Genomic DNA, 20,378 nt, shown 5'->3' with positions numbered 1-20,378 from the left:
AGCATGTTCATTGAATTTTTCAGACGGCTTGCGAACCGTACAAATGATATTCGAATCAAGCCAAAGCTGATCGTCTCCTTCATTCTGGTCGTGTTCGTCCCGGTTCTTATCGTAGGTGTATTTCTGACTCTGGCGTTTCGCCAAAATGTGCTGGATCAAGCCACGCAGCAAGTAGGCAGCAACGTTGACAGGGTGAAGTCGCAGATTGCGAACATCGTCCGCATGCCGCTTGAAGTTTCGGATAATCTACTCAGCGACGCTCGGTTGATGAACGTCGTTAATACGCAGTATGCTTCAACGTATTCGGTTGTAGAAGCATACCGGGAATACCGAGACATCCGCGATTCCGTCAAGCTGTATAACGAAATTCATAATATCCGCTTCTATTATACGAACCCGACGATGCTGGACAACTGGGAATTCCTCCGAATCACGCCGGAGAAGACGCGCGAACCTTGGTTCCATCAAGCGATGACCGAAGACGGCATCCGCTGGCAATACGTCGGGGACGAGACCAAGGGCAATCGGAAATATCTCAGTCTGGTGCGCAAAGTCAATTTTCCGCTATATCGGACAAGCGGAGTGCTCGTCATCACGATCGACCCCGAGGTGCTGGGCAGCATGATGCGTCAGGAAGCGTTCGACACCATGATCATCGAGGACAATGGCTACATCGTAGCGGCGAAGGACGGCGCACTTGTCGGCAAGAACATCAATGACGCGACCTTTAACAGTCCCATAGCAGGCAAATCGGAGGGGACCTATGAATTCCGATATGATGGCAAACCTTCCCGCGTCGTTATCGAGAAGCTTATTCCGACTTCGAGCCGGAACGGACTGCGGGTCGTCTCCGTGTTCGCCGTGGACAGCATTGTCGGCGGAGCGAACCGGATCAGCTTGCTTGGGCTGGCCATCATGTTAGTCAGTCTCGCTGTTGCATGGGGGCTTATCTATCTGACCTCAACGTTAATCTCCAAGCGAATGCTGCTCCTTCACAAGGATCTCAACAAGGTGGCGATGGGCGACTTAAACGTCATTTCCTCCGTCAGCGGCAACGACGAGATCGGCATGTTGTCCCGTCAATTTAATAATATGGTCGTCAGCATCAGAGGATTAATGGACGAGGTTGCGGATTCCGAGAGTCAGAAGGCGCAGCTGCTGCTCCGCCAACGGGAGATCAAGCTCAAGATGATGGCGAGCCAGATCAATCCGCATTTCCTGTTCAACGCGCTGGAATCCATCCGGATGAAGGCCCATATGAACGGCCAAAAGGAAATTTCCGTCGTCGTTCGGATGCTCGGCAAGATGATTCGGCAAAACCTGGAGGTCGGCAATCGACGCATCGCGATCCGCGACGAAATCGAGGTCGTGCGGTGTTACCTGGAAATTCAGAAATTCCGTTACGGCGGCGACCGGCTTTCCTTCCTGCTGGATGTCGATGAAAGCTGCGCTTCGGCGGAGCTTCCGCCGCTCGTTATTCAACCGCTTGTCGAGAATGCCGTCGTGCATGGTCTCGACCATGTCGAGCAGGGCGGCTTCGTATCCGTCCGCGTCTATCGGAACGAGGAGGGTGTCGGGATCGAGATCAAGGACAACGGCTCCGGCATCGACGAGGAGCGGATGGGGAGCATTCTTCGTTCGTTCGACGATATGGAAGAAGAAGAACAATATCGGATTGGCCTTCGCAACGTACATCAACGGTTAATCATGATTTATGGCGAATCATTCGGGTTGCGAATAGAAAGCGTTCTTGGCGAGGGAACGCGTATTACGTTCAATATTCCGACGGGGGGATTACGTCATGCATAAGGTAATGATCGTGGACGACGAACCGATGATCCGGCAAGGACTGCAAACCTTGATCGAATGGGAGCGTCTTGGCTTCGAGATTGCGGGGACGGCCGCCAATGGCAAGGATGCCATCGAGCAGCATGCCTTGCTGCGCCCGGATCTGATTCTGATTGATATCCGAATGCCGGTCATGGACGGTCTGAAGGCCATCGAAGGCATCCGGCAAAGCGATCCCGATTGCCGCATTCTTATTTTAAGCGGCTATGCGGATTTTAATTATGCCAAGCAAGCCATTGTTCACGGCGTCAGCGGGTATGTCGTCAAGCCGATTGACGAGGACGAGCTGGAGAGCTATGTCGAGCGCGCCTCGCAGGAACTGGGCTTGCGCAAGGATGTCGGCTCGGGCCTGAGCGAACGTAATGCGTCGCTGCTTCGGGAAGAGCTGCTTCAAGGCTTGGCGGAGGGCAAGGCGCAGCTAGAGGAAGAGTTAAGGGAAGAGGCTGAAGTAGAGGTAGAGGAAGCGAGAGTCATCAAGTTCTCGGATATCGATATTCCCAGCCTGTTCGGGTCGGAAGCTTCGCTTGCGGGCAGCCGTCTGTTGCTGATCGAGTTATATAGTCGGGAGCATTCTCTCACGATGAAGGCGGTAGCGAAAAAAAAACTGACGGAGCTGATCGAGGATCGGGGGCTGGGCTGGGTATTTTCGACGGAACCGTATATCGGTCTGCTGCTCAAGAACGGTCCATGGCTGCGCGGCGACATGACCCCGATACAAGAGACGCTGGAGGAAACATGCGGCGGCCGGATTCGTTTCACGGCTGTAGCGGGACCTACTATGAAGGCGTTAACACAATTGCCCGGCGCAAGCAGCGAGGCGAAGGCGCGGCTCAGGCGCCGCTTCTTGCTTGGCAGCGGAAAAATCTACAGTTCGCAGCCATCGGACGAGAACGGGGCGAAGGCTAAACGCGAGCCGCTAAGCATCGAAGAGATGGCGCAAGTATTATTTTACAGAGTTGATCTCGGCAATGGACACGACGTGCTGCAGCAGGTCGACGAGTTCGCGGAGGAGCTTGTCCGGCTGGGCGATTCCGAGCAGACGCTCAAAAGCAATTGGGCTCAGCTGCTGACGCTTATGCTGAACAAAGCCGCAGCCTTCCACCCTCAGCTGTCGCTGAAGGACGATCTCTATATGGTAACGAGGCTGTACTTGGCCCACCACTATGAAGAAATGCTGGATGAGCTTAAGACGCGGCTGACGGATTTTACCGCCAAGATCGGAGGCACAGACAGCAGCGGCACCATGAAGCGGGTGACGGACTTTATCGAGCGACATTACAGCGAGCAGCTTCGGCTGGAGACGCTTGCCGAGCTTTTTAATTACAACAGCGGATATCTGGGCAAGCTGTTCAAAAGCCACACGGGCGAAAGCTTTAACACCTACCTCGACAAGGTGCGTATCGAGCAAGCCATCAAGCTACTGCGCGAAGGCCACAAGGTGCATCAGGTCGCGGAGCGCGTAGGTTATGCCAATGTCGATTATTTCCATGCGAAGTTTAAGAAGTATAAAGGCGTGTCCCCCTCGTCGTTCAAGAGCGGGGCGGAAAAGTAGCTTTGCTTTGGTGGGGAGCGGAACGTTAAACCGTCGTTGTACCGTGCTGAGGCTATGGTGCACTCGGTTCAGAAAATGCTGCCGCCGGCTCAGGAACCCTTTCCTGGCGGGAACTCTGGAGAGCTCGATGACGGAAGTTGGCGTCCAGATCCGAATCTGTATCTCGCGGGGTTCTATTGAACGCCGTGCCGAATCCGGCTCCACGATTCCGAACGTAATCAAACAGGTTTCGGCTTCGTACCCCCACTCCATTTTACCCTGTTGGAATACACGGGTGTCTGTCAGTGCCCGTGCGAAAAATCCGCGAATCGGTTAAAAGCCTCCAAACCACTCCCCGTGTGGTTTTGGAGGTTTTTTTGTATGCGAGCGTTGCCTGGCCGTCAACCTGCCGGATCTTCGAGGTCTGCGTCTGGAGTCGTGGTCTGTAACGGACATAGGCGTCACTATTTCGGCGGAAATGCCCATTTCCGAAATCTAACGGACAAGAGAAGCGCTATTTGGTCGAAAATCCCCTCGGGTCCCGTGCAGTTACGCGAATAAGGTCTTTGAGGTCCGTTAGATTTGGCGATGGCTCATTTTGGAGGGAATAGCGTCGCTGTTGTCCCTTAGAGGCGTGACGCGGCAAGCTAGGCGTAAAGGCGGCACACGATAAGCTAGGCGTAAAGACGGCACACGGCAAGCCCGGCGTAGTAGCGTGACCGAAAAGCAGTGGGGAGCATCGCCGATTTTGATATGATTTTATGACCGATATGGACGGTGTCGGGGGATGTGTATTTTCCGTTAAGATTAGGACAACAACAAAAGCAGGTCGCATGGCGTCAGCAGAGGAGGAAACATGCCAGATGAAAACAATGCCGTCCACGGAACACGGCCGCTCGTCGGCAGTCAATAAGCGTAAGCGTTTTCTCGGGAGGATGATCGAGCACCGGTACTTGTATCTGATGTCGCTTCCTTTCGTAGCGTGGATCATCGTGTTCAGTTACGTCCCGATCTGGGGCTGGCTGATGGCGTTCCAGAACTACAAGCCGAGATTCTCGATCCTCAACCAGCAATGGGTCGGCCTCGATAATTTCATCGAATTGTTCACCGACGAAAGGTTCTATCTCGTATTGCGGAACACGCTCGGCATGAGCATTATGGGGCTGATCGTCAGCTTCACGGTTCCCATCATCTTCGCCCTGTTCATTAATGAAATCAAGAATCAATTCTTTAAGCGTTCGATCCAAACGATCTCTTATCTGCCTCACTTCGTTTCATGGGTCGTCGTCTCCGGTATGGTGTACAAGATGTTATCGACAGACGGCGGCGCGGTCAACCAACTGCTGATGGCGCTTCACATCATCGACGCTCCCATCCAGTTCATGGCCAAGGGCGAGTGGTTCTGGGGCATCGTCACGGCATCGGATGCTTGGAAAGAGACGGGCTGGAACTCCATCATCTTTCTGGCGGCCATGGCGGGCATCGATCAAGAGCAATACGAGGCGGCGACGGTGGACGGAGCGGGACGCTTCCGCAAAATGTGGCACATCACGCTGCCCGGCATCCGGACAACTTTTATGGTTCTGTTCATCCTCTCGATCGGTCATCTGATCAGCATCGGCTTCGAGAAGCAGTTCTTGCTCGGCAACCCGCTCGTCAGCAATTATTCCGAGGTATTGGAGTTATACGCGTTGAACTACGGCATCAATCTCAGCCGCTACTCCTACGGTACTGCCATTGGCATCTTCAACTCCGTCGTCAGCATCATCCTCGTGTTTGCGGCGAATTACATTTACAAACGCATTACCAAAGAATCGGTGATATAAGGAGGCCTTTGCATGAATGTTTCACAACGCAGATACGGCGACAAATTGTTCGACATCGGCCTCTATTGTCTAATGGTCATTGCGGGTATCGTCACGCTTTATCCGTTCCTGAACGTTCTCGCCATCTCGTTCAACAACTCGGTCGATACGGTGCGCGGAGGCATTACCATCTTCCCTCGGGAATTCACGCTGGACAATTACGCGACGATCTTCGCGTTCGACGGATTGCTCACGGGCTTCAAAAACTCCGTCCTGCGGACCGTCATCGGCACGATCGTCGGCGTCCTGTCGGCTTCCATGATGGCTTACACGCTGAGCCGCCGCGACTTCCAAGCAAGAAAGTGGATGTCCGTCCTGTTCGCGATGACGATGTATTTCTCCGGCGGCCTGATTCCGGGCTATATGCTGATGAGACATCTGGGCTTAATCGGTACCTTCGAGGTATATATCATTCCGGCTATCCTGAGCGTATGGAACGTGTTCGTTGTCCGTTCCTATATCGATAATCTGCCTATCGCCTTGCAGGAATCGGCCAAAATCGACGGCGCGAACGACTGGACCATCTTCTGGCGGATCATCCTGCCGCTATGCCAGCCGGTGCTGGCGACGATCGCTTTGTTCGTGGCGGTGGGACACTGGAACGCTTGGTTCGATACCTACCTCTTCAATAACATGAAGGCGGAAAATACGACCTTGCAGTACGAACTTATGAAGGTGCTGCAGTCGACGCAATCGGGCAACAACTACCGCGATCCGAACGCGCAGCAAGCTATCGCTTCGGTATCTCCGGAATCCATCAAGATGGCGATCACCATCGTCGTCACGGTTCCGATCCTGATGGTTTACCCGTTCCTTCAACGTTACTTCGTCAAGGGCATGACTCTAGGCGCGGTCAAAAGCTAATGTTGTAAGGATGGAAGGATGGAAGGATAGAAGGTTTGAAGGTGTTTAGGTTTGAAGGTTGAAGGTGTTTAGTTTAAAGGTCTCAAGGTCTTAAGTTTTGAAAATCCAATGAAGTTCAAAAAGTCCGGTTTTCAGCACCGAGAAGGTTGGACGAAAGCCGAGAACTGAGGAGCGGAGTGTAGCAGCGCTACATGAGCACCGGAAGTTCCGGCTGAGTTCAAGATTCGACGTCGAGTATGCTTCCATGAGTAACTTCGTGATCAAAAGCGGACTTTTTGAACATCCATGATGGTAGTGACGGGGTATCCTGTTCTATATAGTTAGGTACATTATTAAAAGGGAGGCAACACTCAGATGAAAAAGAAAGCTAAAATGATGTTCAGCGCGCTGCTTGTCCTCGTCTTCATTTTCCTTGCGGCTTGCTCCGGCAACAATGGAGGCAATGGCGGAAATACCGGCGCGGCGAACGGCGGCAATTCGGGCAACTCCAACAATGCAGGCGAGGAATCGCTTGAACCGATTACGATTCGCCTTGCATCCGGCGACGTAAACGCGAACTGGGATGACATGAAAAGCGAAGTCGGCCAAGAGATTCTGGCCAAAACGGGCGTAACGCTTAAACAAGAGTTCCCCGTTGGCGGCAGCGATGCCGACATGTTCGCCCTGATGGTCGCAAGCGACGAATACCCGGACCTCGTTATGCCGAAGGGCAACGCGGGCAAGCTGGTTGACGCAGGCGCGCTGATCGACCTTCGTCCGTTGATCGAAGAACATGCTCCGAACCTCAAGAAAATTTATGGCGAATATTTCAACCGTCTTCGTTGGAGCGAGCAAGACGACGCGATCTACGTATTGCCGCAAGACGGTGTAGGCCACACTTATTTCGAAGCGGGCGGCGGCTTCCAGTTGCAGCATAAGGTCCTTGAAGCTGCGGGATTCCCCGAGATCAAAACGGTAAAAGATTACGAGAACGCAATCAAAGCCTACATCGAAAAAAATCCGAAAACCGAAGATGGACAACCTACAATCGGCATGTCGCTGAACGGCGGCGAATGGCAGATCCTAATCTCCGTAACGAACCCCGCGTTCTACGCGACGGGCGCTCCGGATGACGGCGAATTCTACATCAACCAAGAAACGTTCGAAGCTATCATGCATTACCAACGTCCCGAAGAGCGCGAATACTTCCGTTGGTTGAACCACATGAACAATATCGGCTTGCTGGATCCCGAGAGCTTCGTCCAGAAGTATGACCAATACAAAGCAAAAATCGCTTCCGGCCGCGTTCTGGGTCTGGTTGACCAACAATGGGACTATGCGGATGCCGAAAACGCGCTGAAAGCCGAAGGCAAATTCGACTCCACGTACGCACGTTTCCCGGTTACGCTTGACGAGACTTACCAAGACCATTCCTTCCAAGGAACGGGTTACCTGTCCGGTTACGGCATCGCGATCACGAAAGACGCAAAGGATCCGGTCCGCACGATCAAGTTCCTGGACTACCTTGCATCGGATGAAGGCCAGGTTCTCGTCAACTGGGGGATCGAAGGCAAGCATTACAACGTAGAGAACGGCAAACGCGTTATTCCTGCCGATGTACAAGCGCAGAAGTCGAACGACAACAATACGTTCAAGAAAACGACGGGCATCGGCAACTACCTGATCTCCGCCCGTTATGGCGACGGCGTTATGGATCCAAGCGGCAACTACTATACAACGAACTTCCCGGAGCAGATCGTCACGGCTTATTCCGAAGCGGACAAAAAGACGCTGGCGGCTTACGGTGCAACGACGTACAGAGATCTGTGGCCGGCTAACGACGCGTTCCCTGAGCGCAAATACGGAGCGGCTTGGACGCTTCCATTTGAGACGGGATCGCAGGCCAACGTTATTTTCCAGAAGACGCAAGACATTATGAAAAAACGTATTCCCGAAGCGATCCTGGCGAAGCCGGAAGACTTCGACAAAATCTATGACGCCTTCCTGAAGGATTTGGACGATGCCGGCGTGGCCAAGTTGAACGAGGAATTCTCGAACATGGTCAAAGCCCGCGTGGAACTGTGGTCCAAATAATAGCGCAATACGAACGCACCAAAGAGAACATTTCGAACAGGTAACAAGGGAAAAGGTCGAAGCAAAGGGGCACCTCTGCTCGACCTTTTTCACTTTATAAGAAAGTATAAGTTATTTCCATACTTGACCTATAATTCTCGGAATGAAACGAGCTGCGCCGTCAAAGGACGGCGCCAGCCGTTTCACCTTTGCGGTGATGCCGCGAACGCACCTTCTATTTGCGACCGTAAAGCTGCACGTCGATTGTGTCGATTCTGCCTCTGCCTCTTCCGCCGCAGCCGCCGGAGTATCCCGTTGAGTAGGCTGTAATGTTGACATATCTGCCGGGCACCCTGTACGTGTCGGTATACGATTGTCCCGGAGCGAGCCTCACTCTTGCGAGCCTATAGTTGTTGGTTCTACCGTTCTGCGTGCTGGTCATGGCGACAGTAACGGACGTCGCGGATGTGCCACGATTCTCAGCGAACAGGCGAATGGTTTCATATTTTTTTACTTCGATGCCTCGGTCTTTGTGATGGTGATGATGATGATGATGGTGACAGTCTTTTCGAGTCAATACTCTGCTCGAGCCCGTACGGATCGATACGCCTTCAGCGGGTGTACTGAACAACAATTTGTTCTTAGCCAAATGCTTTCACCTTCTTCTTGTAAAAGTACTATATGCTATGAATCAGCTCTAGCATTTGCTTGTACTTTTGCCGAAGGCGATCTGTCCCGATAGAGACGATTTGATAGAAAGAGTTGATGGAATCAGGTTGCAGGAACGGCGTTAGCGCTGAAAAATCACCTTGTCGATGATGCCGTATTCGACAGCTTCTTCCGCGGACATGTAATAGTCTCGGTCCATGTCCCGCTCGATCCTCTCCAACGACTGACCGGTGCGCTCTGCGGTAATGCGATTCAATTTTTCCCTCGTGTTAAGAATATGTCTGGCGGTAATGGCGATATCGCTCGCTTGTCCCCGGGTGCCGCCGTGAGGCTGATGAATCATGATCTCGCTATTGGGCAACGCGAATCGCTTGCCTTTTTGGCCAGCCAGCAGAAGAATGGCGCCGAATGAAGCGGCGAAGCCCGTGCAGATGGTGCTAATCTCCGGCTTCACGTATTGCATGGTATCATAGATGGCAAGACCTGCCGTCACGGAGCCGCCCGGACTGTTGATGTACATATGGATGTCCTTGTCGGGATCTTCCGCCGTTAGAAACAGCAACTGCGCAATGATGCTGTTAGCAACGGCATCGTTAATTTCCGAGCCGACAAAGACGATGCGGTCCTTCAGCAGTCTCGAATAAATATCGTACGATCTCTCGCCGCGGTTCGTCTGCTCGACGACGTAAGGTATTGGAATGTTCATGGGGTAACCTCCCGTAGGTTGGAATTGGATTACGCCGGGTAAACGATCCAGGGGGCTGGAAGGATACGCGAGTTCGGGATAGGATATAAGTATAACGAGGAGAGTAACTTTTGAGCGTATTCGTTCGTTTACCCCATAAGGACGATATCCGCTTCGCTTGCAGCGGGTGAAGGAGGCTGGACAATGATAAGCAAAGATGGCATTGCGGGTAGAGGGATCGAGAGACGGGATGCAAGTATGGAGCTGGAAGCGCTGCAGGCCTCGTTGTACCGGTACTGCATATCGCTGACGGGCTCTATCCCCGATTCGGAGGACCTCGCGCAGCAGACATGGCTGAAGGCGATACAGAGCCGGAAGATAGAGAGTCACGTTAATCCGGAGGCGTTCCTAATCCGGGTAGCCAAGAACGGCTGGGTCGACGAATGCCGCCGAAGACGGATGCTGCGGGAACGTATCGGGCAGCTGCAAGAGACTGGCGGTCAGCCGCCTCAGGCGGATACGGAGGAAGCGGATCGGGCGATCGCCGCGATCTATCGGCTGATGTCGCCGATCCAGCGAACCGTATTCATGCTGCGAGACACGCTCGGTTACTCCATCGCGGAGACTGCAGACTTGCTGGATACAAGCGAAGGAGCGGTAAAAGCTGCGCTGCACAGAGCGCGTCGTGCGCTTGGGGACATAAGGACGGCGTTGCTTCAAGATAGCGAACACGATAAGGGGCACGTTTTGAGAACGGATGATTTAGAAACGGAAGCGATGGTGCGGCAAGTCCGGGAAGCCTACGTTTTTGGCCGAACCGACGAGTTAATACGGCTGCTGTATGTGCCTCAGATTTCAGCGGGACCGCTGGAGGTTATTGGCTGGAGCGTACAGTCTCCAAGCTATGGCACAACCTCGATGGGGCCGCAAGCCTCGTATTCCATGCTGATGTCGGCTTGATATCCGTGGATGTCTGGCCTGATGCGGCGTAGATGCTGTTTCTGACCTGATAACCTGAGCCGGGAAAGCTGCGTAATGGACGTTTCTGTTGACCGAGTACCCTGCCTTTCTACCCTGCCTCAGCTATTGAGGCGGGGTAGTGGAGGTTAGGGCGGGATTAAGGGATATTTGATATACTGGAACAAGAAGAAAGAAAGAAAGAAGGAAAGAAGGAAAGATGGGAAGCGCTACTATGCATACAACGGTATTTTTTGATGTAGACGATACGCTGTACGACCACCTACTGCCGTTTCGGAAGGCGATACAAGGTTTGACGAGCGATAGGCCGGACTTCCCCTTCGAGGAAGCTTATCACCGGCTCCGATATTATAGCGACAAGTTGTCATTAGAGCTGGGCGGCGCAGGAGCGATGGAAGCGGGAGCGGCGACCGAAGGGATGAGAAGGCGGCGTTTTCAGTTGACATTGGCCGAGTTCGGCATTCAGCTGAGCGACGAAGAGGCCGCGGAGGTGCAGGCGGCTTATATCGGCTGCCAGTATGACATCGAGATGTTCTCTGGCTCGCGGGAACTGCTTGCCAAGTTGGCGGCATCGGGCATCGCAGTAGGATTGATCACGAATGGAGCAGGAAACCACCAGCGACGCAAAATCGAGGCTATGCGGCTAGAGGAGTTCGTTTCTCCGGAGCGTATCTTTATTTCCGGCGAGACGGGGTGGGACAAGCCCGACATTCGGCTATTCCGCCACATTAACGCGGCTACGGGAACGACGCCTGAGCAATGCGTTTATGTAGGCGATTCCTGGCGCAACGACGTAGTCGGCGCCTTGGGCGCGGGTTGGACCGTCGTCTGGTTCAATTACCGGGGAGCTCAGCCGGAGAGCGACGATCAGCCCCACCACATCGTTGCCGATTATAAAGAATTGGCTGATCTGTTGACAGTTATGTAGTAGGTCAACTAACATCCCTTTTGTAACCGAATGCCAACCGATAGAGCAGCCAGGCTAAGATAATCAGCACTATAAATCCAATTAACAAATTCCAATAGGCTGTCGATGCACCCAGGTCAAACATCGGAACAATGCTGAGGCCAAGCCACTCCTTGTTTAGCACCTGGGCAATCGCAGCCGTTCCGAACGCTCCAGATATTTGAGAAACAAGCCCGAAGAGCCCCATTCCGACACCCATCAGCTCCAGTGGAATAACTTGGGCCAGCTTGTCATAGAGCCCGGTTTGGACGAATGCGAAACCTATATATAGGGGGATCAACATGAACGCGATATACCAAATCCATTGTGTCATCATAAACATGACTCCGAGCAAGGCTGCTCCAACAAGCAGTAGTCCGATATACGCTACATAGTTGGCCCCCTTTCTCGCGGCCAACCGTCCGGCAAGCGTTCCAAAGACGACCGCGCTTATCGAACCCGGGAACAACATGAGGCCGATCCGATCTGTATTGAATCCATGTACGCCGCTTAAGAATAGCGGAAGAACAAATGGCATTCCGGTCATTACGACGAACAAGAGCGTTCCTGCCAGCAGTCCCGTGCGATAAGAACGGCTTCTGAAAAGTTCAGGTTGAATGAAGGGTTCTGCCGCTGTGCGTATCCGCCATATAAAGGCGCCTAGTGCCGCTATTCCCAACAGCAGCAACAGCCATGACGGATCTGTGAACCAGATTACAAATGAGGTCACACTCACGGCAAGCATCAGAAGTCCCGGTATATCCATACTTCCTGCTCGTCTCACCTCAACAGGAAACTTTCGGAGGAAGAACGGGATGGACAGCAGCGGAATGAGCGAAAGTAGAAATAAAGCTGACCAATGAATATAAGCTGAGATGATGCCGCCTACAACGGGACCTATGCCGATGGCAAAAGATGAGGTCGAAGCCAGAATGCCAAACAACTTGCTACGATCCGACGGTGTAAAATATCTGGCTGTCACAATCATAATCAACGCAGGAATTGCCGAAGCTCCCACACCTTGAATAGCCCTTCCAATAATGACGGCCGCATACCACTGCTGCATAAGAAATCCTACCAAAGCGCCGAGAGCATAAATGACAAGCCCATTCGCAATTAACGAACGTACGCTGTACATATCGGCAAGCTTCCCATATACGACCGTTCCAATACCGAAGGTAATAAAAAAGACGGTAATAATCCAACTGACTCCTGTAGAAGACAAGTCATATTGAGCCGCTACCTTGGGTGTTGATATATTAAACACCGTTTCATTTAACACGCCGAAGAACATGACGAACAAAATCCATGGAACGGCTTTTTTTCCGTCAAGTTTATAAACCGCTGCATCGTCAGCCACTATTTTCACCATCTTATCCCATCCTTGTCTACGCATACTCTACCTGTTGCTTTAGTGTAGAATACGGATAACATGGATGCTACCTTCTCACGGATAGCAGCAATGCTCAGCGGATATTATTTGCGTAATGAAGAAATTCACTTGGATTCATCCCATACCGCTTACGAAATGCACTTGCAAAATAACTCGCGTTGGCATACCCTACATGCGCAGCGGCCATACTTACACTCGTCATTCCATCTTGCAGCAACAGTATAGCCTTCTCCATCCGTATATCTCGCAGATAACCAAATACTGTCGTTCCGAATACTGCTTTGAAGTGATGCTTCAGCTTGAAATCATTCATCCCAATGATGCGGGACAGCTCCAGCAGTGAGGGCGGATTATCCATCCGCTGCAGCAACACTTCTTTAGCATGCTGCAGCCTCTGTAATTCGCTTTTGGTTATCGCGGCCGGCAGGTTAGAACGATTCGAACCATATACGAAGGACTGAAAAGAATAGGATAGTATCTCCAGAGCTAGGCTCTCCAGCGCAATACTAGGGATATTATGGGTGTAGGGAATATTCATAATTCGACTGGCCAACTGTAAGATCGGCGTATCAAGAATAGATTGCTGGAGCTGAAACAGCGGCCGATTGCTGATCAATTGTTTGAAATCCGTCGATCGAGATCCGTCTAACCCTGTAAGATAACGATCGAATGTAGCAGCCGAAATATGAATGCCTAACGTAATCATCGACCGATCTCCGGCAAAAAAGTACGTTCCCTTTATGTCGTTCATAAGCCCAAGCGTTATCGTATTGGGACGCATTGTGCCATGCACTCCTGCTGCCTCAACCGATCCCTCTCCTTGAAAACATATCATCAACTCGACCATCGCTTCTTCAAAAGCAAAGTTGACCTGCGTATGTTCAGCTAATGTGCAATTGGTTATTATGATCAGCATATCAGGCCTGGGAACCAGTCGCATAACGAACCCATCGCCCGTAGACCCGTTGCATCTCATCTGCTCCGTTTGATCCTTGGTCCGATAAGCAAATTTCATCTGTTCCAGAAACTGATTTATAGATGAATTTATTATTTCCATATTATCATCCTCATCTCGATATCAATCCATATTGCTCTCACTTCTTTAGAATACCCTACTACCGTATATTGAGCAAAATGCACAACAAAATAACCCGTTAGGCGAAGAGATGACACGTGCACCTCAGGGCTTAACGGGTTATTCGGCGTCCATCCGAATGGATGTTATGGGCAGACTGGCAACACTCAAAGGGACTATCAGAGTTATTTGAAATTCGTCCGCCAGGTTCTAGAGCAGCTTGCGCTCCTGTGCGGCAATCAGCGCCTGCGTTCTGGAGGAGACGCCGAGCTTGCCGTACAGCGTGGACAAATAGACTTTCACCGTACCTTCCGACAGATGCAGGGCGGCGGAGATTTGTTTGTTGGAGGCTCCCTTCCGCAACTGGCGCAGCAGCTCGAGCTCGCTGCGCGTGAGCGGTTCTTTCGAGGCGCGTCCTTTCTTAGTCTGCGGGAGAACAGGAGCCGGGCAGGCGGCAAGCAGTTCATCCAGGTAGGAGCCTGTTACTCCAGGCAGCGCATCTCCGCTGCTCTTTCGGCCTCTGCGCGGATAATAAATGCGGCCATGGGCCACGGCGTATTCTTTGTAGCGGTGCAGAAGCTCGGTCATCTCCGCTCCTTCATCCGCGAAGCTGCGGACATATCCGTTCTCGGCGCCAATTATGAGCGCCTCTTCAAGCGATGTAAAGGCCGAGTTCCGGTTGCCGACCTTGTATTCGAAGAGGGCATGCAGCACGGCATGCTCCACAAGACTGCTCAACTGGCCTTCCCTTCTGGCCTGCGGCTTCAATAATTCCAGGAGACGCAACGCCTCCTTCTCCTTGCGTTGACGTCCCAGCAGGCGGGCAAGCGTTACATATTCGTACTCCTTCGCGTATATCGGAAGCTCCTTGGCCGTTACCGACATATGTTTGGCGGTATCCTTCGCTTGTGACAAGCGGCCAATGGATAATTCCAATCTCGTCCGGTATGCGTATACCGCGATAAGCCAATGTTTGTCCTCAAGACCGGACGCGAATCGCAACGCATCCTCGACGACTTGCTCCGCTTGAGCTATGTCCCCGAGCGCCATATGGACGGATGCTTCGGTAAGCCGATGCGGAATGAGCAGACCGGGAATGCCGCGGCTCGCCACCGCTTGCTCGATACCTCTCAACAGGCGGAGGCTGTCCTTCAACCGGTTCCATTCGTAGTAACCTTCCGCCAATGATTGTTTGACGTACAGATTGATAAGGGAGCGGTCCCAGCCGTGGGAATCCAGCGTGCCGCTGAACAGCTCCGCGATCGTCTCGGTCGTCGGCGATAATACGCCGTTCATCCCCATTACCGTTCTACGGACGAAAGGCTCCTTGAGGTTGTAGTTAAAGTTGTAGAAAAGCGGATTCTCCGGGACAAGTTCATCCAAAATGCCAGTGCTGTATGCCAGCCAACGCTCATAATCGCCGCTGATGAATACGAGATTCGATCGGACGAACAGGATGCCCGACTTCAGATCTTCGTTGTTCTCTGATTGCAAGCCGCCGGCCTGCTCCAGCACCCGCTCCAACCGCTGGAGCAGATTCTCCGCCGGCGCAAGCTGTCCCGTTAGCACGAGCGCGAAGGCATGGAGCAGCGACATCTCATGGGAGAGCGAATAATCGTCCGGGAAGCTGCCGAACCATCGGAGCAGCGTTACCAGTTCGCCGCGGCGCAGGACATCGGGGATGTGTCTGCCCAGCAGCTCTTCCATCTTGTCATATTCACCGGCAAACGAGGCATGGTCGATGGCTTCATGAAGCATGCCGTGCCTGGCGAACAAGACGCTTGCTCTGCCGTGCGTCCGCCGCCACTCCTCCGGCTGTTCCATCCGGAACGTCTCCGCCAAGAATTCGGAGAAAAGTCGATGATACCGGAAATAACCGGAACGCTCGCCGATCGGAAGCAGAAATAAATTCAGCTCATGGATTTGCTCCAGCATGACATCACCGTCATCCCGGCCGGTCACCTCGTTGCAATATGACGCATCGAAGTTTGTTAACAACGATGTGCGCAGCAGGAAGTCTTTCAGCTCGATAGGGAGCGAGGCTACCGCTTCCTGAAATAAATAATCGGACACATGGCGCTCGTGGCCACTGAAGGAGCGTAGCGCATGTTCCATGGTCTGACCGGATCGCAGCATCACCCGGACGAGCATCATGCCGGTAATCCAGCCCTCTGTCCGATCTAACAGCTCGATGAGGCTATCGACAGGGGCCGGGACGGAGTCGCACAGCAGGAGCTCTGTCTCCTCCAGCGTAAAACGTAATTCGGAGACGGTCAGCTCCGCCGCTTCGCCGCTAATCATAAGCTTCATCGTGGGGAATGGAATCGGCTGCCTGCTTGCTATGGCGAGATGCAGATTCTCCGGCATGTATTGAATGAAATAAGCGATGTGCTCGTGCAACTGCTCGTTTGTGATGGCATGATAATCGTCGATAATAAACAGGAGAGGGCTTGAGACCTGGGTGAGCTCGTTCAGCAAAGCATCGATATAGGTCAGCCGGGACACGGAGTTCATTCCCTCCGCGAGCAAATATAAACGTTCTGAGACAGGCTCGTCTACGGAAGCAGCCAGCGCATGCGTCAGGCATCGCCAGAAGCGGTTGCTGTCATTGTCGGCGCCGTCCAGCGAGAGCCACGCGACAGGTCGTCCGGCTTGTTTTCCCCATTCTGCGAGAAGCGATGTTTTGCCATAGCCGGCCGGTGCGCGGACAATCGTAAGCCTGCCGGCGAGGGACCGATTCAGAGCCTGAAGCAGCCGTTCCCGAGTCACGAATCTGCCTCTTCTGGAGGGCAACGTGATTTTGGCAAGAGCCGCGCGATCGTGCATGACAGTCATTCCATTCGTTCCTCCCAATTGCGAAGTAAGACCGTTCCGTTAGTGTTGCTGTTATTGTCTATTATAAGGGAAAGCTGTCGAAATGTAGAGACGCAACCGTCTAGCGATTGCCGAGCGACAACAGTTCCCGCAGATCCGCTTCCGTCAGCGAGGAGGAGGAGAGGCCGTCCTGCGACAAAACATCGTCGATCAGGGTTAATTTGCGCTGCTGAAGCTCCACCATCTTATCCTCCACGGTTCCTTCGGAGACGAGCCGTATAATCTGAACGACATTGCGCTGACCGATCCGGTGCGCACGGTCCGCTGCCTGCTGCTCCACCGCCGGATTCCACCAAAGGTCATACAGAATGACCGTATCCGCCCCCGTCAGGTTAAGCCCCGTGCCGCCCGCCTTTAGCGAGAGCAGGAACAGATCGCGTTCCCCTTCGTTGAATCGGCTGCATAGCTCGACACGTTCGGCGGCCGGCGTGCTGCCATCCAGGTAGAAGTAGGGTACGCCCTTGTAGCCAAGCTCGCGGCTGATCAAACCGAGCATCTCCGTGAATTGGGAGAACACGAGCGCGCGTCTGCCCGCGCTGCGGCATTGATCGACGATCTCCAGAAGCTGCTCGAACTTGGCCGAGCTGCCCTGATAACCCTCGACGAACAAGGCAGGGTGGCAGCATAGCTGGCGAAGACGCGTAATGCCCGCCAATATGCGGATACGGGCTTTGCCGAATTCGTCGCCGTTGTCGAGATGCTTGAGCGAATCTTCGCGCAGCTTGGCGAGATAAGCCGCGTAAAGCTTTTTCTGCTCCGGCAACAGCTCGCTGGTCTGAAGCGTCTCGATCTTCTCGGGCAGCTCCTTTAGCACCTCGGACTTAAGCCGGCGCATCAGGAACGGACGGCTGCGCCTGGCGACTTCCTCGCGGGATAGCTCTCCGAAGCCTCGAGGATCCGGGAAGAGCGCGGGGAATACGGTCCGGAAGATCGACCACAGCTCGTCGAGCCGATTTTCGATCGGCGTGCCCGTCAAGGCGAAGCGGTATTCGGCCTTCAGCGAACGTACGGCTCCGGCCGTCTGCGTATTTACGTTTTTGAACGCCTGGGCTTCATCCAGGATGAGCGTATGGAACGAATGCGCGGCATACGTCTCCCAGTCCCGCCGCAGCAGCGGGTAAGAGACGATAACGACGTCAGGCCTTCCGTCGCCTTTGCCGTCTTTATCAAAATCGGGCTTTCCACGACTGAAGCCGTCACCGGCACTATCACAGCCTGCAATCGTCCAATCCAAGGCGTCCAGCCGCTCCTCCTTGCTTCCGTCCGCGATAACCGTGCGCAAGCCAGGTGCAAATCGCGACAGCTCGCCTCGCCAGTTGTACATCAGGGAAGCGGGGCATACGATCAGAGCCGGCCGACCGGAGGCACGGATGTCATCCGCGACGGACAACAAGAAGGCGATGCTCTGAATCGTCTTGCCGAGTCCCATCTCGTCGGCCAGTATGCCGCCGAACCGATAGGCGGCGAGCGTCTTCATCCACTGATAGCCGATCTTCTGATAATCTCTCAAGATGCCGCCGAGAGCTTCCGGCAAAGGGAAATCGAGCCGCTCGGGATCGCGTAGGCTGTCCAGCAGCTCCTTAAGGGAGCGCCCCAGCTTTACCGCATCGGACCCCGGCATATCCAGGAGCGCGGCAGCCTTGCCGATCGGCACCCTGGCCATATCGCCATGAAGGGCAAGATGATGCAGACCGACGCCGTTCATGACGCGCAGCATCGCTTCGAACGCCTCCGTCCTAAGCGGCAACAAGGCGCCTGTCGCCAGCTTGTAATAGGGCTTTTTCGCTTCGATCGCCTCCACGACCGCTTTGATTTCCTGCGCGGAGATGCCGTCCATCTTGAATTTGAATTCCAGCCAGTCCGTTCTTTCGTCCCAGGTAAGCGACAGCTTGGGCGGGATCGTTTCATTAAGGATACGGAGCTTAACGGCCGCTGTTGCATAGACGGTCAACAGCTCTTCCAGCTGCGGGACGATCTCGTGAAGGAACAGAAATTCGTCGTCGTCTCCCTCCATCACATATCCGCCTTCTGTTTTTACGAACCCCTCCTGCTGGAATAACCTCAGAATTTCCTTCTCCTTCTCGGAATCTCGCATGAGAATACGCTCGGATCCGCGAGGCTTATCCCCGTTCTCAAGCGGATTGATGATGATATCGCCGTACTGAAATTCCAGCCCGGCCAGCAGTCTCCCGCGAATCCGATCCAGATAGAGACGCGCCTTTAGCGGCTGTACCCAGATTCTATCCGCGACAGCAGGGGCGAGCTGCAGCTCCCCGAGCTTCGTCAAGCTGGGCACGACCTTGTCCATAAAGCGGTCGATCTGCTCCGCAGCGATTGTTACCGATTCTTCGTCGGCCGTATCGCGGATCCCGGAAAACAGCAGCCGCTTCAGCTTGGCCAGCTGAACAAGACGGGCGGAGGGGAGCGGGTAGAAGACGCCTCCCATAAAGGCCATTCCGTAAGCTTCCAGCACGATCGCTTCTCTGATGCCGCTGGCCGTAAGGGAATAACCTTCATCCTCACGGGAACGATCAAGCTTGAACTGCAGAGGCAAGCGGCCATGCGAAGGACCTGGCACAGGCTTGCCGAAGGTCGATTGCCTGGTACGTTCTCTTCCTTGAACGTCAAACACTTCCGTTTTTGCGCTTGATGCTTGGGCTAACACGGCCAGAAGTCTCGCCCAGCTATGCGGCGGAACGACAAGGAGACGCTCGTTGCCCTCCAGTCCCGGTCCCGAAGAGGGAAGAGCCCCGGATGCCATGGCAGAGCGGTATCGTTCGTCTTCTCTTAGTAAAGAGACAAGCGCTTCGATGACAGGCTCGTCCTGGGGAGAGAAGCGATGCTGCTTGGGGGTATATCGGAAGAGCTTGGCCGCCTGGCACTCCCGTTGTTCTTCGACGCTGCGCAGAAAACCCGCCAAATGCTGGACGGGATGAAGCTTCTGCAGCCCGATTTTCATATCCAGGCCGATCGTATGCCTGCCGTCCTTGGCGGGGAGCAGCAGGATGCCGAATTCGACGTTAAGCCCCATCCGGTCGTCGCGCAAGGGACTTCCGAAGCTGACGGGTACGGCGGCATCTTCGCCGAACAGCCCAAGCAGATGCTCGACGAGCTCGCGATCCGGGGCGCTTTGCAAATAGATTTTGGCGCCTGCGCTCTCCGCTGGCTTTGTACGAAGCCGGCCTTTTCTCGATGCTTCGACGATAGAGATAAGCGCTGCGGCAATATGTTTGCAATGCTGATCCTCCGCCAGACTGGACAAGCAGCCGCATTCCGGCTCGACGCTGCCGCCCGTTCCAAGCCTGACATGCACGACATAAGGCCTACTGGCCGATACGGTCGCCGAATAACGGCTGCCGGAGCGTTCTACGGAAACCTTGCCTTCGCTTGCATAGGCGGCGCCTTTCTCATAGTTGTCCAGGCCGCACAGGTTTATAATTTGATTTCGAGTAAGTGAAACGGACATGATGTTCTCCTTTGACGCTTCATTCGGTAATGGATATGGATTAAGGCGTCCCGCCATCGCAACAGTTAATCTCATTATAGTACAATGAGAGGACAATAAGGAGACAGTCATCACATTCCTGGGAGGTATGAT

At 53.6% G+C, this 20,378-nt stretch carries 13 protein-coding genes; 7 read left to right on the top strand and 6 right to left on the bottom strand.

What is annotated here, in order from left to right:
- Positions 1–3: 3 nt before the first annotated feature.
- The 5 genes from H7F31_RS28310 to H7F31_RS28290 all read left to right on the top strand — a co-directional run bounded on the left by H7F31_RS28310 (position 4) and on the right by H7F31_RS28290 (position 8,181).
- Positions 4–1,809: a sensor histidine kinase gene (locus H7F31_RS28310; protein WP_187101526.1), complete on the top strand. Its 1,806-nt coding sequence runs from the start codon at positions 4–6 to the stop codon at positions 1,807–1,809.
- Positions 1,802–3,400, top strand: coding sequence for a response regulator transcription factor (locus tag H7F31_RS28305; protein ID WP_187101525.1), 1,599 nt, complete (start codon positions 1,802–1,804; stop codon positions 3,398–3,400). The genes H7F31_RS28310 and H7F31_RS28305 overlap by 8 nt, the downstream gene beginning before the upstream one ends.
- Positions 3,401–4,314: 914 nt before the next feature.
- Complete coding sequence (locus H7F31_RS28300; protein WP_397374758.1) at positions 4,315–5,205, top strand: ABC transporter permease; 891 nt, start codon at positions 4,315–4,317, stop codon at positions 5,203–5,205.
- 72 nt (positions 5,206–5,277) lie between these two features.
- Positions 5,278–6,108, top strand: a complete 831-nt coding sequence (locus tag H7F31_RS28295; protein ID WP_397374756.1) for a carbohydrate ABC transporter permease — start codon at positions 5,278–5,280, stop codon at positions 6,106–6,108.
- 354 nt (positions 6,109–6,462) lie between these two features.
- Positions 6,463–8,181, top strand: coding sequence for an ABC transporter substrate-binding protein (locus H7F31_RS28290; RefSeq protein ID WP_187101522.1), 1,719 nt, complete (start codon positions 6,463–6,465; stop codon positions 8,179–8,181).
- A 214-nt stretch (positions 8,182–8,395) separates the two neighbouring features.
- Here H7F31_RS28290 and H7F31_RS28285 read toward each other — a convergent pair whose 3' ends face one another.
- Both H7F31_RS28285 and clpP read right to left on the bottom strand, forming a co-directional pair.
- On the bottom strand, positions 8,396–8,809 hold the full coding sequence (locus H7F31_RS28285) for a hypothetical protein (protein ID WP_187101521.1): 414 nt from the start codon (positions 8,807–8,809) through the stop codon (positions 8,396–8,398).
- A 141-nt stretch (positions 8,810–8,950) separates the two neighbouring features.
- A complete protein-coding gene (gene clpP / locus H7F31_RS28280) occupies positions 8,951–9,535 on the bottom strand; it encodes an ATP-dependent Clp endopeptidase proteolytic subunit ClpP (protein WP_187101520.1) in 585 nt (194 codons plus the stop codon).
- Positions 9,536–9,718: 183 nt separating this feature from the next.
- On the opposite strand from clpP, the gene H7F31_RS28275 reads away from it, so the two are divergent.
- Both H7F31_RS28275 and H7F31_RS28270 read left to right on the top strand, forming a co-directional pair.
- A complete protein-coding gene (locus tag H7F31_RS28275; RefSeq protein WP_187101519.1) occupies positions 9,719–10,474 on the top strand; it encodes an RNA polymerase sigma factor in 756 nt (251 codons plus the stop codon).
- A 232-nt stretch (positions 10,475–10,706) separates the two neighbouring features.
- The gene (locus tag H7F31_RS28270; RefSeq protein ID WP_261800163.1) at positions 10,707–11,420 is read left to right on the top strand and encodes an HAD family hydrolase; all 714 of its coding nucleotides are present in this window, start codon (positions 10,707–10,709) and stop codon (positions 11,418–11,420) included.
- Positions 11,421–11,424: 4 nt separating this feature from the next.
- Here the strand turns inward: H7F31_RS28270 and H7F31_RS28265 are convergent, their stop codons facing one another.
- From H7F31_RS28265 to H7F31_RS28250, 4 genes are all read right to left on the bottom strand, one after another.
- Positions 11,425–12,810 (bottom strand): MFS transporter, encoded by a 1,386-nt coding sequence (locus tag H7F31_RS28265; RefSeq protein ID WP_187101517.1) that lies wholly within the window; start codon positions 12,808–12,810, stop codon positions 11,425–11,427.
- A gap of 94 nt (positions 12,811–12,904) precedes the next feature.
- Complete coding sequence (locus H7F31_RS28260; RefSeq protein WP_187101516.1) at positions 12,905–13,888, bottom strand: AraC family transcriptional regulator; 984 nt, start codon at positions 13,886–13,888, stop codon at positions 12,905–12,907.
- A 228-nt stretch (positions 13,889–14,116) separates the two neighbouring features.
- The gene (locus H7F31_RS28255; RefSeq protein ID WP_187101515.1) at positions 14,117–16,741 is read right to left on the bottom strand and encodes a winged helix-turn-helix domain-containing protein; all 2,625 of its coding nucleotides are present in this window, start codon (positions 16,739–16,741) and stop codon (positions 14,117–14,119) included.
- A gap of 100 nt (positions 16,742–16,841) precedes the next feature.
- Positions 16,842–20,246 carry a DEAD/DEAH box helicase gene (locus tag H7F31_RS28250; protein WP_187101514.1) on the bottom strand — a complete coding sequence of 1,135 codons (3,405 nt, stop codon included), beginning with the start codon at positions 20,244–20,246 and terminating at the stop codon, positions 16,842–16,844.
- Positions 20,247–20,378: the final 132 nt, after the last annotated feature.

The organism is Paenibacillus sp. PAMC21692, from assembly GCF_014303795.1.
In the GTDB taxonomy this organism is placed as follows: Bacteria; Bacillota; Bacilli; order Paenibacillales; family Paenibacillaceae; genus Pristimantibacillus; species Pristimantibacillus agaridevorans.
The sequence above is the reverse complement of the archived record's forward strand: the minus strand, read 5'-3'. Positions and strand labels throughout refer to the sequence as shown.

Excerpts from the sequence above, each read along its gene's own strand:
- H7F31_RS28295 (WP_397374756.1), top strand. The coding sequence starts at position 5,278 with ATGGTCATTGCGGGTATCGTCACGCTTTATCCGTTCCTGAACGTTCTC.
- H7F31_RS28290 (WP_187101522.1), top strand. The coding sequence starts at position 6,463 with ATGAAAAAGAAAGCTAAAATGATGTTCAGCGCGCTGCTTGTCCTCGTC.
- H7F31_RS28275 (WP_187101519.1), top strand. The coding sequence starts at position 9,719 with ATGATAAGCAAAGATGGCATTGCGGGTAGAGGGATCGAGAGACGGGAT.
- H7F31_RS28260 (WP_187101516.1), bottom strand. The coding sequence starts at position 13,888 with ATGGAAATAATAAATTCATCTATAAATCAGTTTCTGGAACAGATGAAA.
- H7F31_RS28265 (WP_187101517.1), bottom strand. The coding sequence starts at position 12,810 with ATGGTGAAAATAGTGGCTGACGATGCAGCGGTTTATAAACTTGACGGA.
- clpP (WP_187101520.1), bottom strand. The coding sequence starts at position 9,535 with ATGAACATTCCAATACCTTACGTCGTCGAGCAGACGAACCGCGGCGAG.
- H7F31_RS28300 (WP_397374758.1), top strand. The coding sequence starts at position 4,315 with ATGATCGAGCACCGGTACTTGTATCTGATGTCGCTTCCTTTCGTAGCG.
- H7F31_RS28305 (WP_187101525.1), top strand. The coding sequence starts at position 1,802 with ATGCATAAGGTAATGATCGTGGACGACGAACCGATGATCCGGCAAGGA.
- H7F31_RS28310 (WP_187101526.1), top strand. The coding sequence starts at position 4 with ATGTTCATTGAATTTTTCAGACGGCTTGCGAACCGTACAAATGATATT.
- H7F31_RS28270 (WP_261800163.1), top strand. The coding sequence starts at position 10,707 with ATGCATACAACGGTATTTTTTGATGTAGACGATACGCTGTACGACCAC.
- H7F31_RS28250 (WP_187101514.1), bottom strand. The coding sequence starts at position 20,246 with ATGTCCGTTTCACTTACTCGAAATCAAATTATAAACCTGTGCGGCCTG.
- H7F31_RS28255 (WP_187101515.1), bottom strand. The coding sequence starts at position 16,741 with ATGACTGTCATGCACGATCGCGCGGCTCTTGCCAAAATCACGTTGCCC.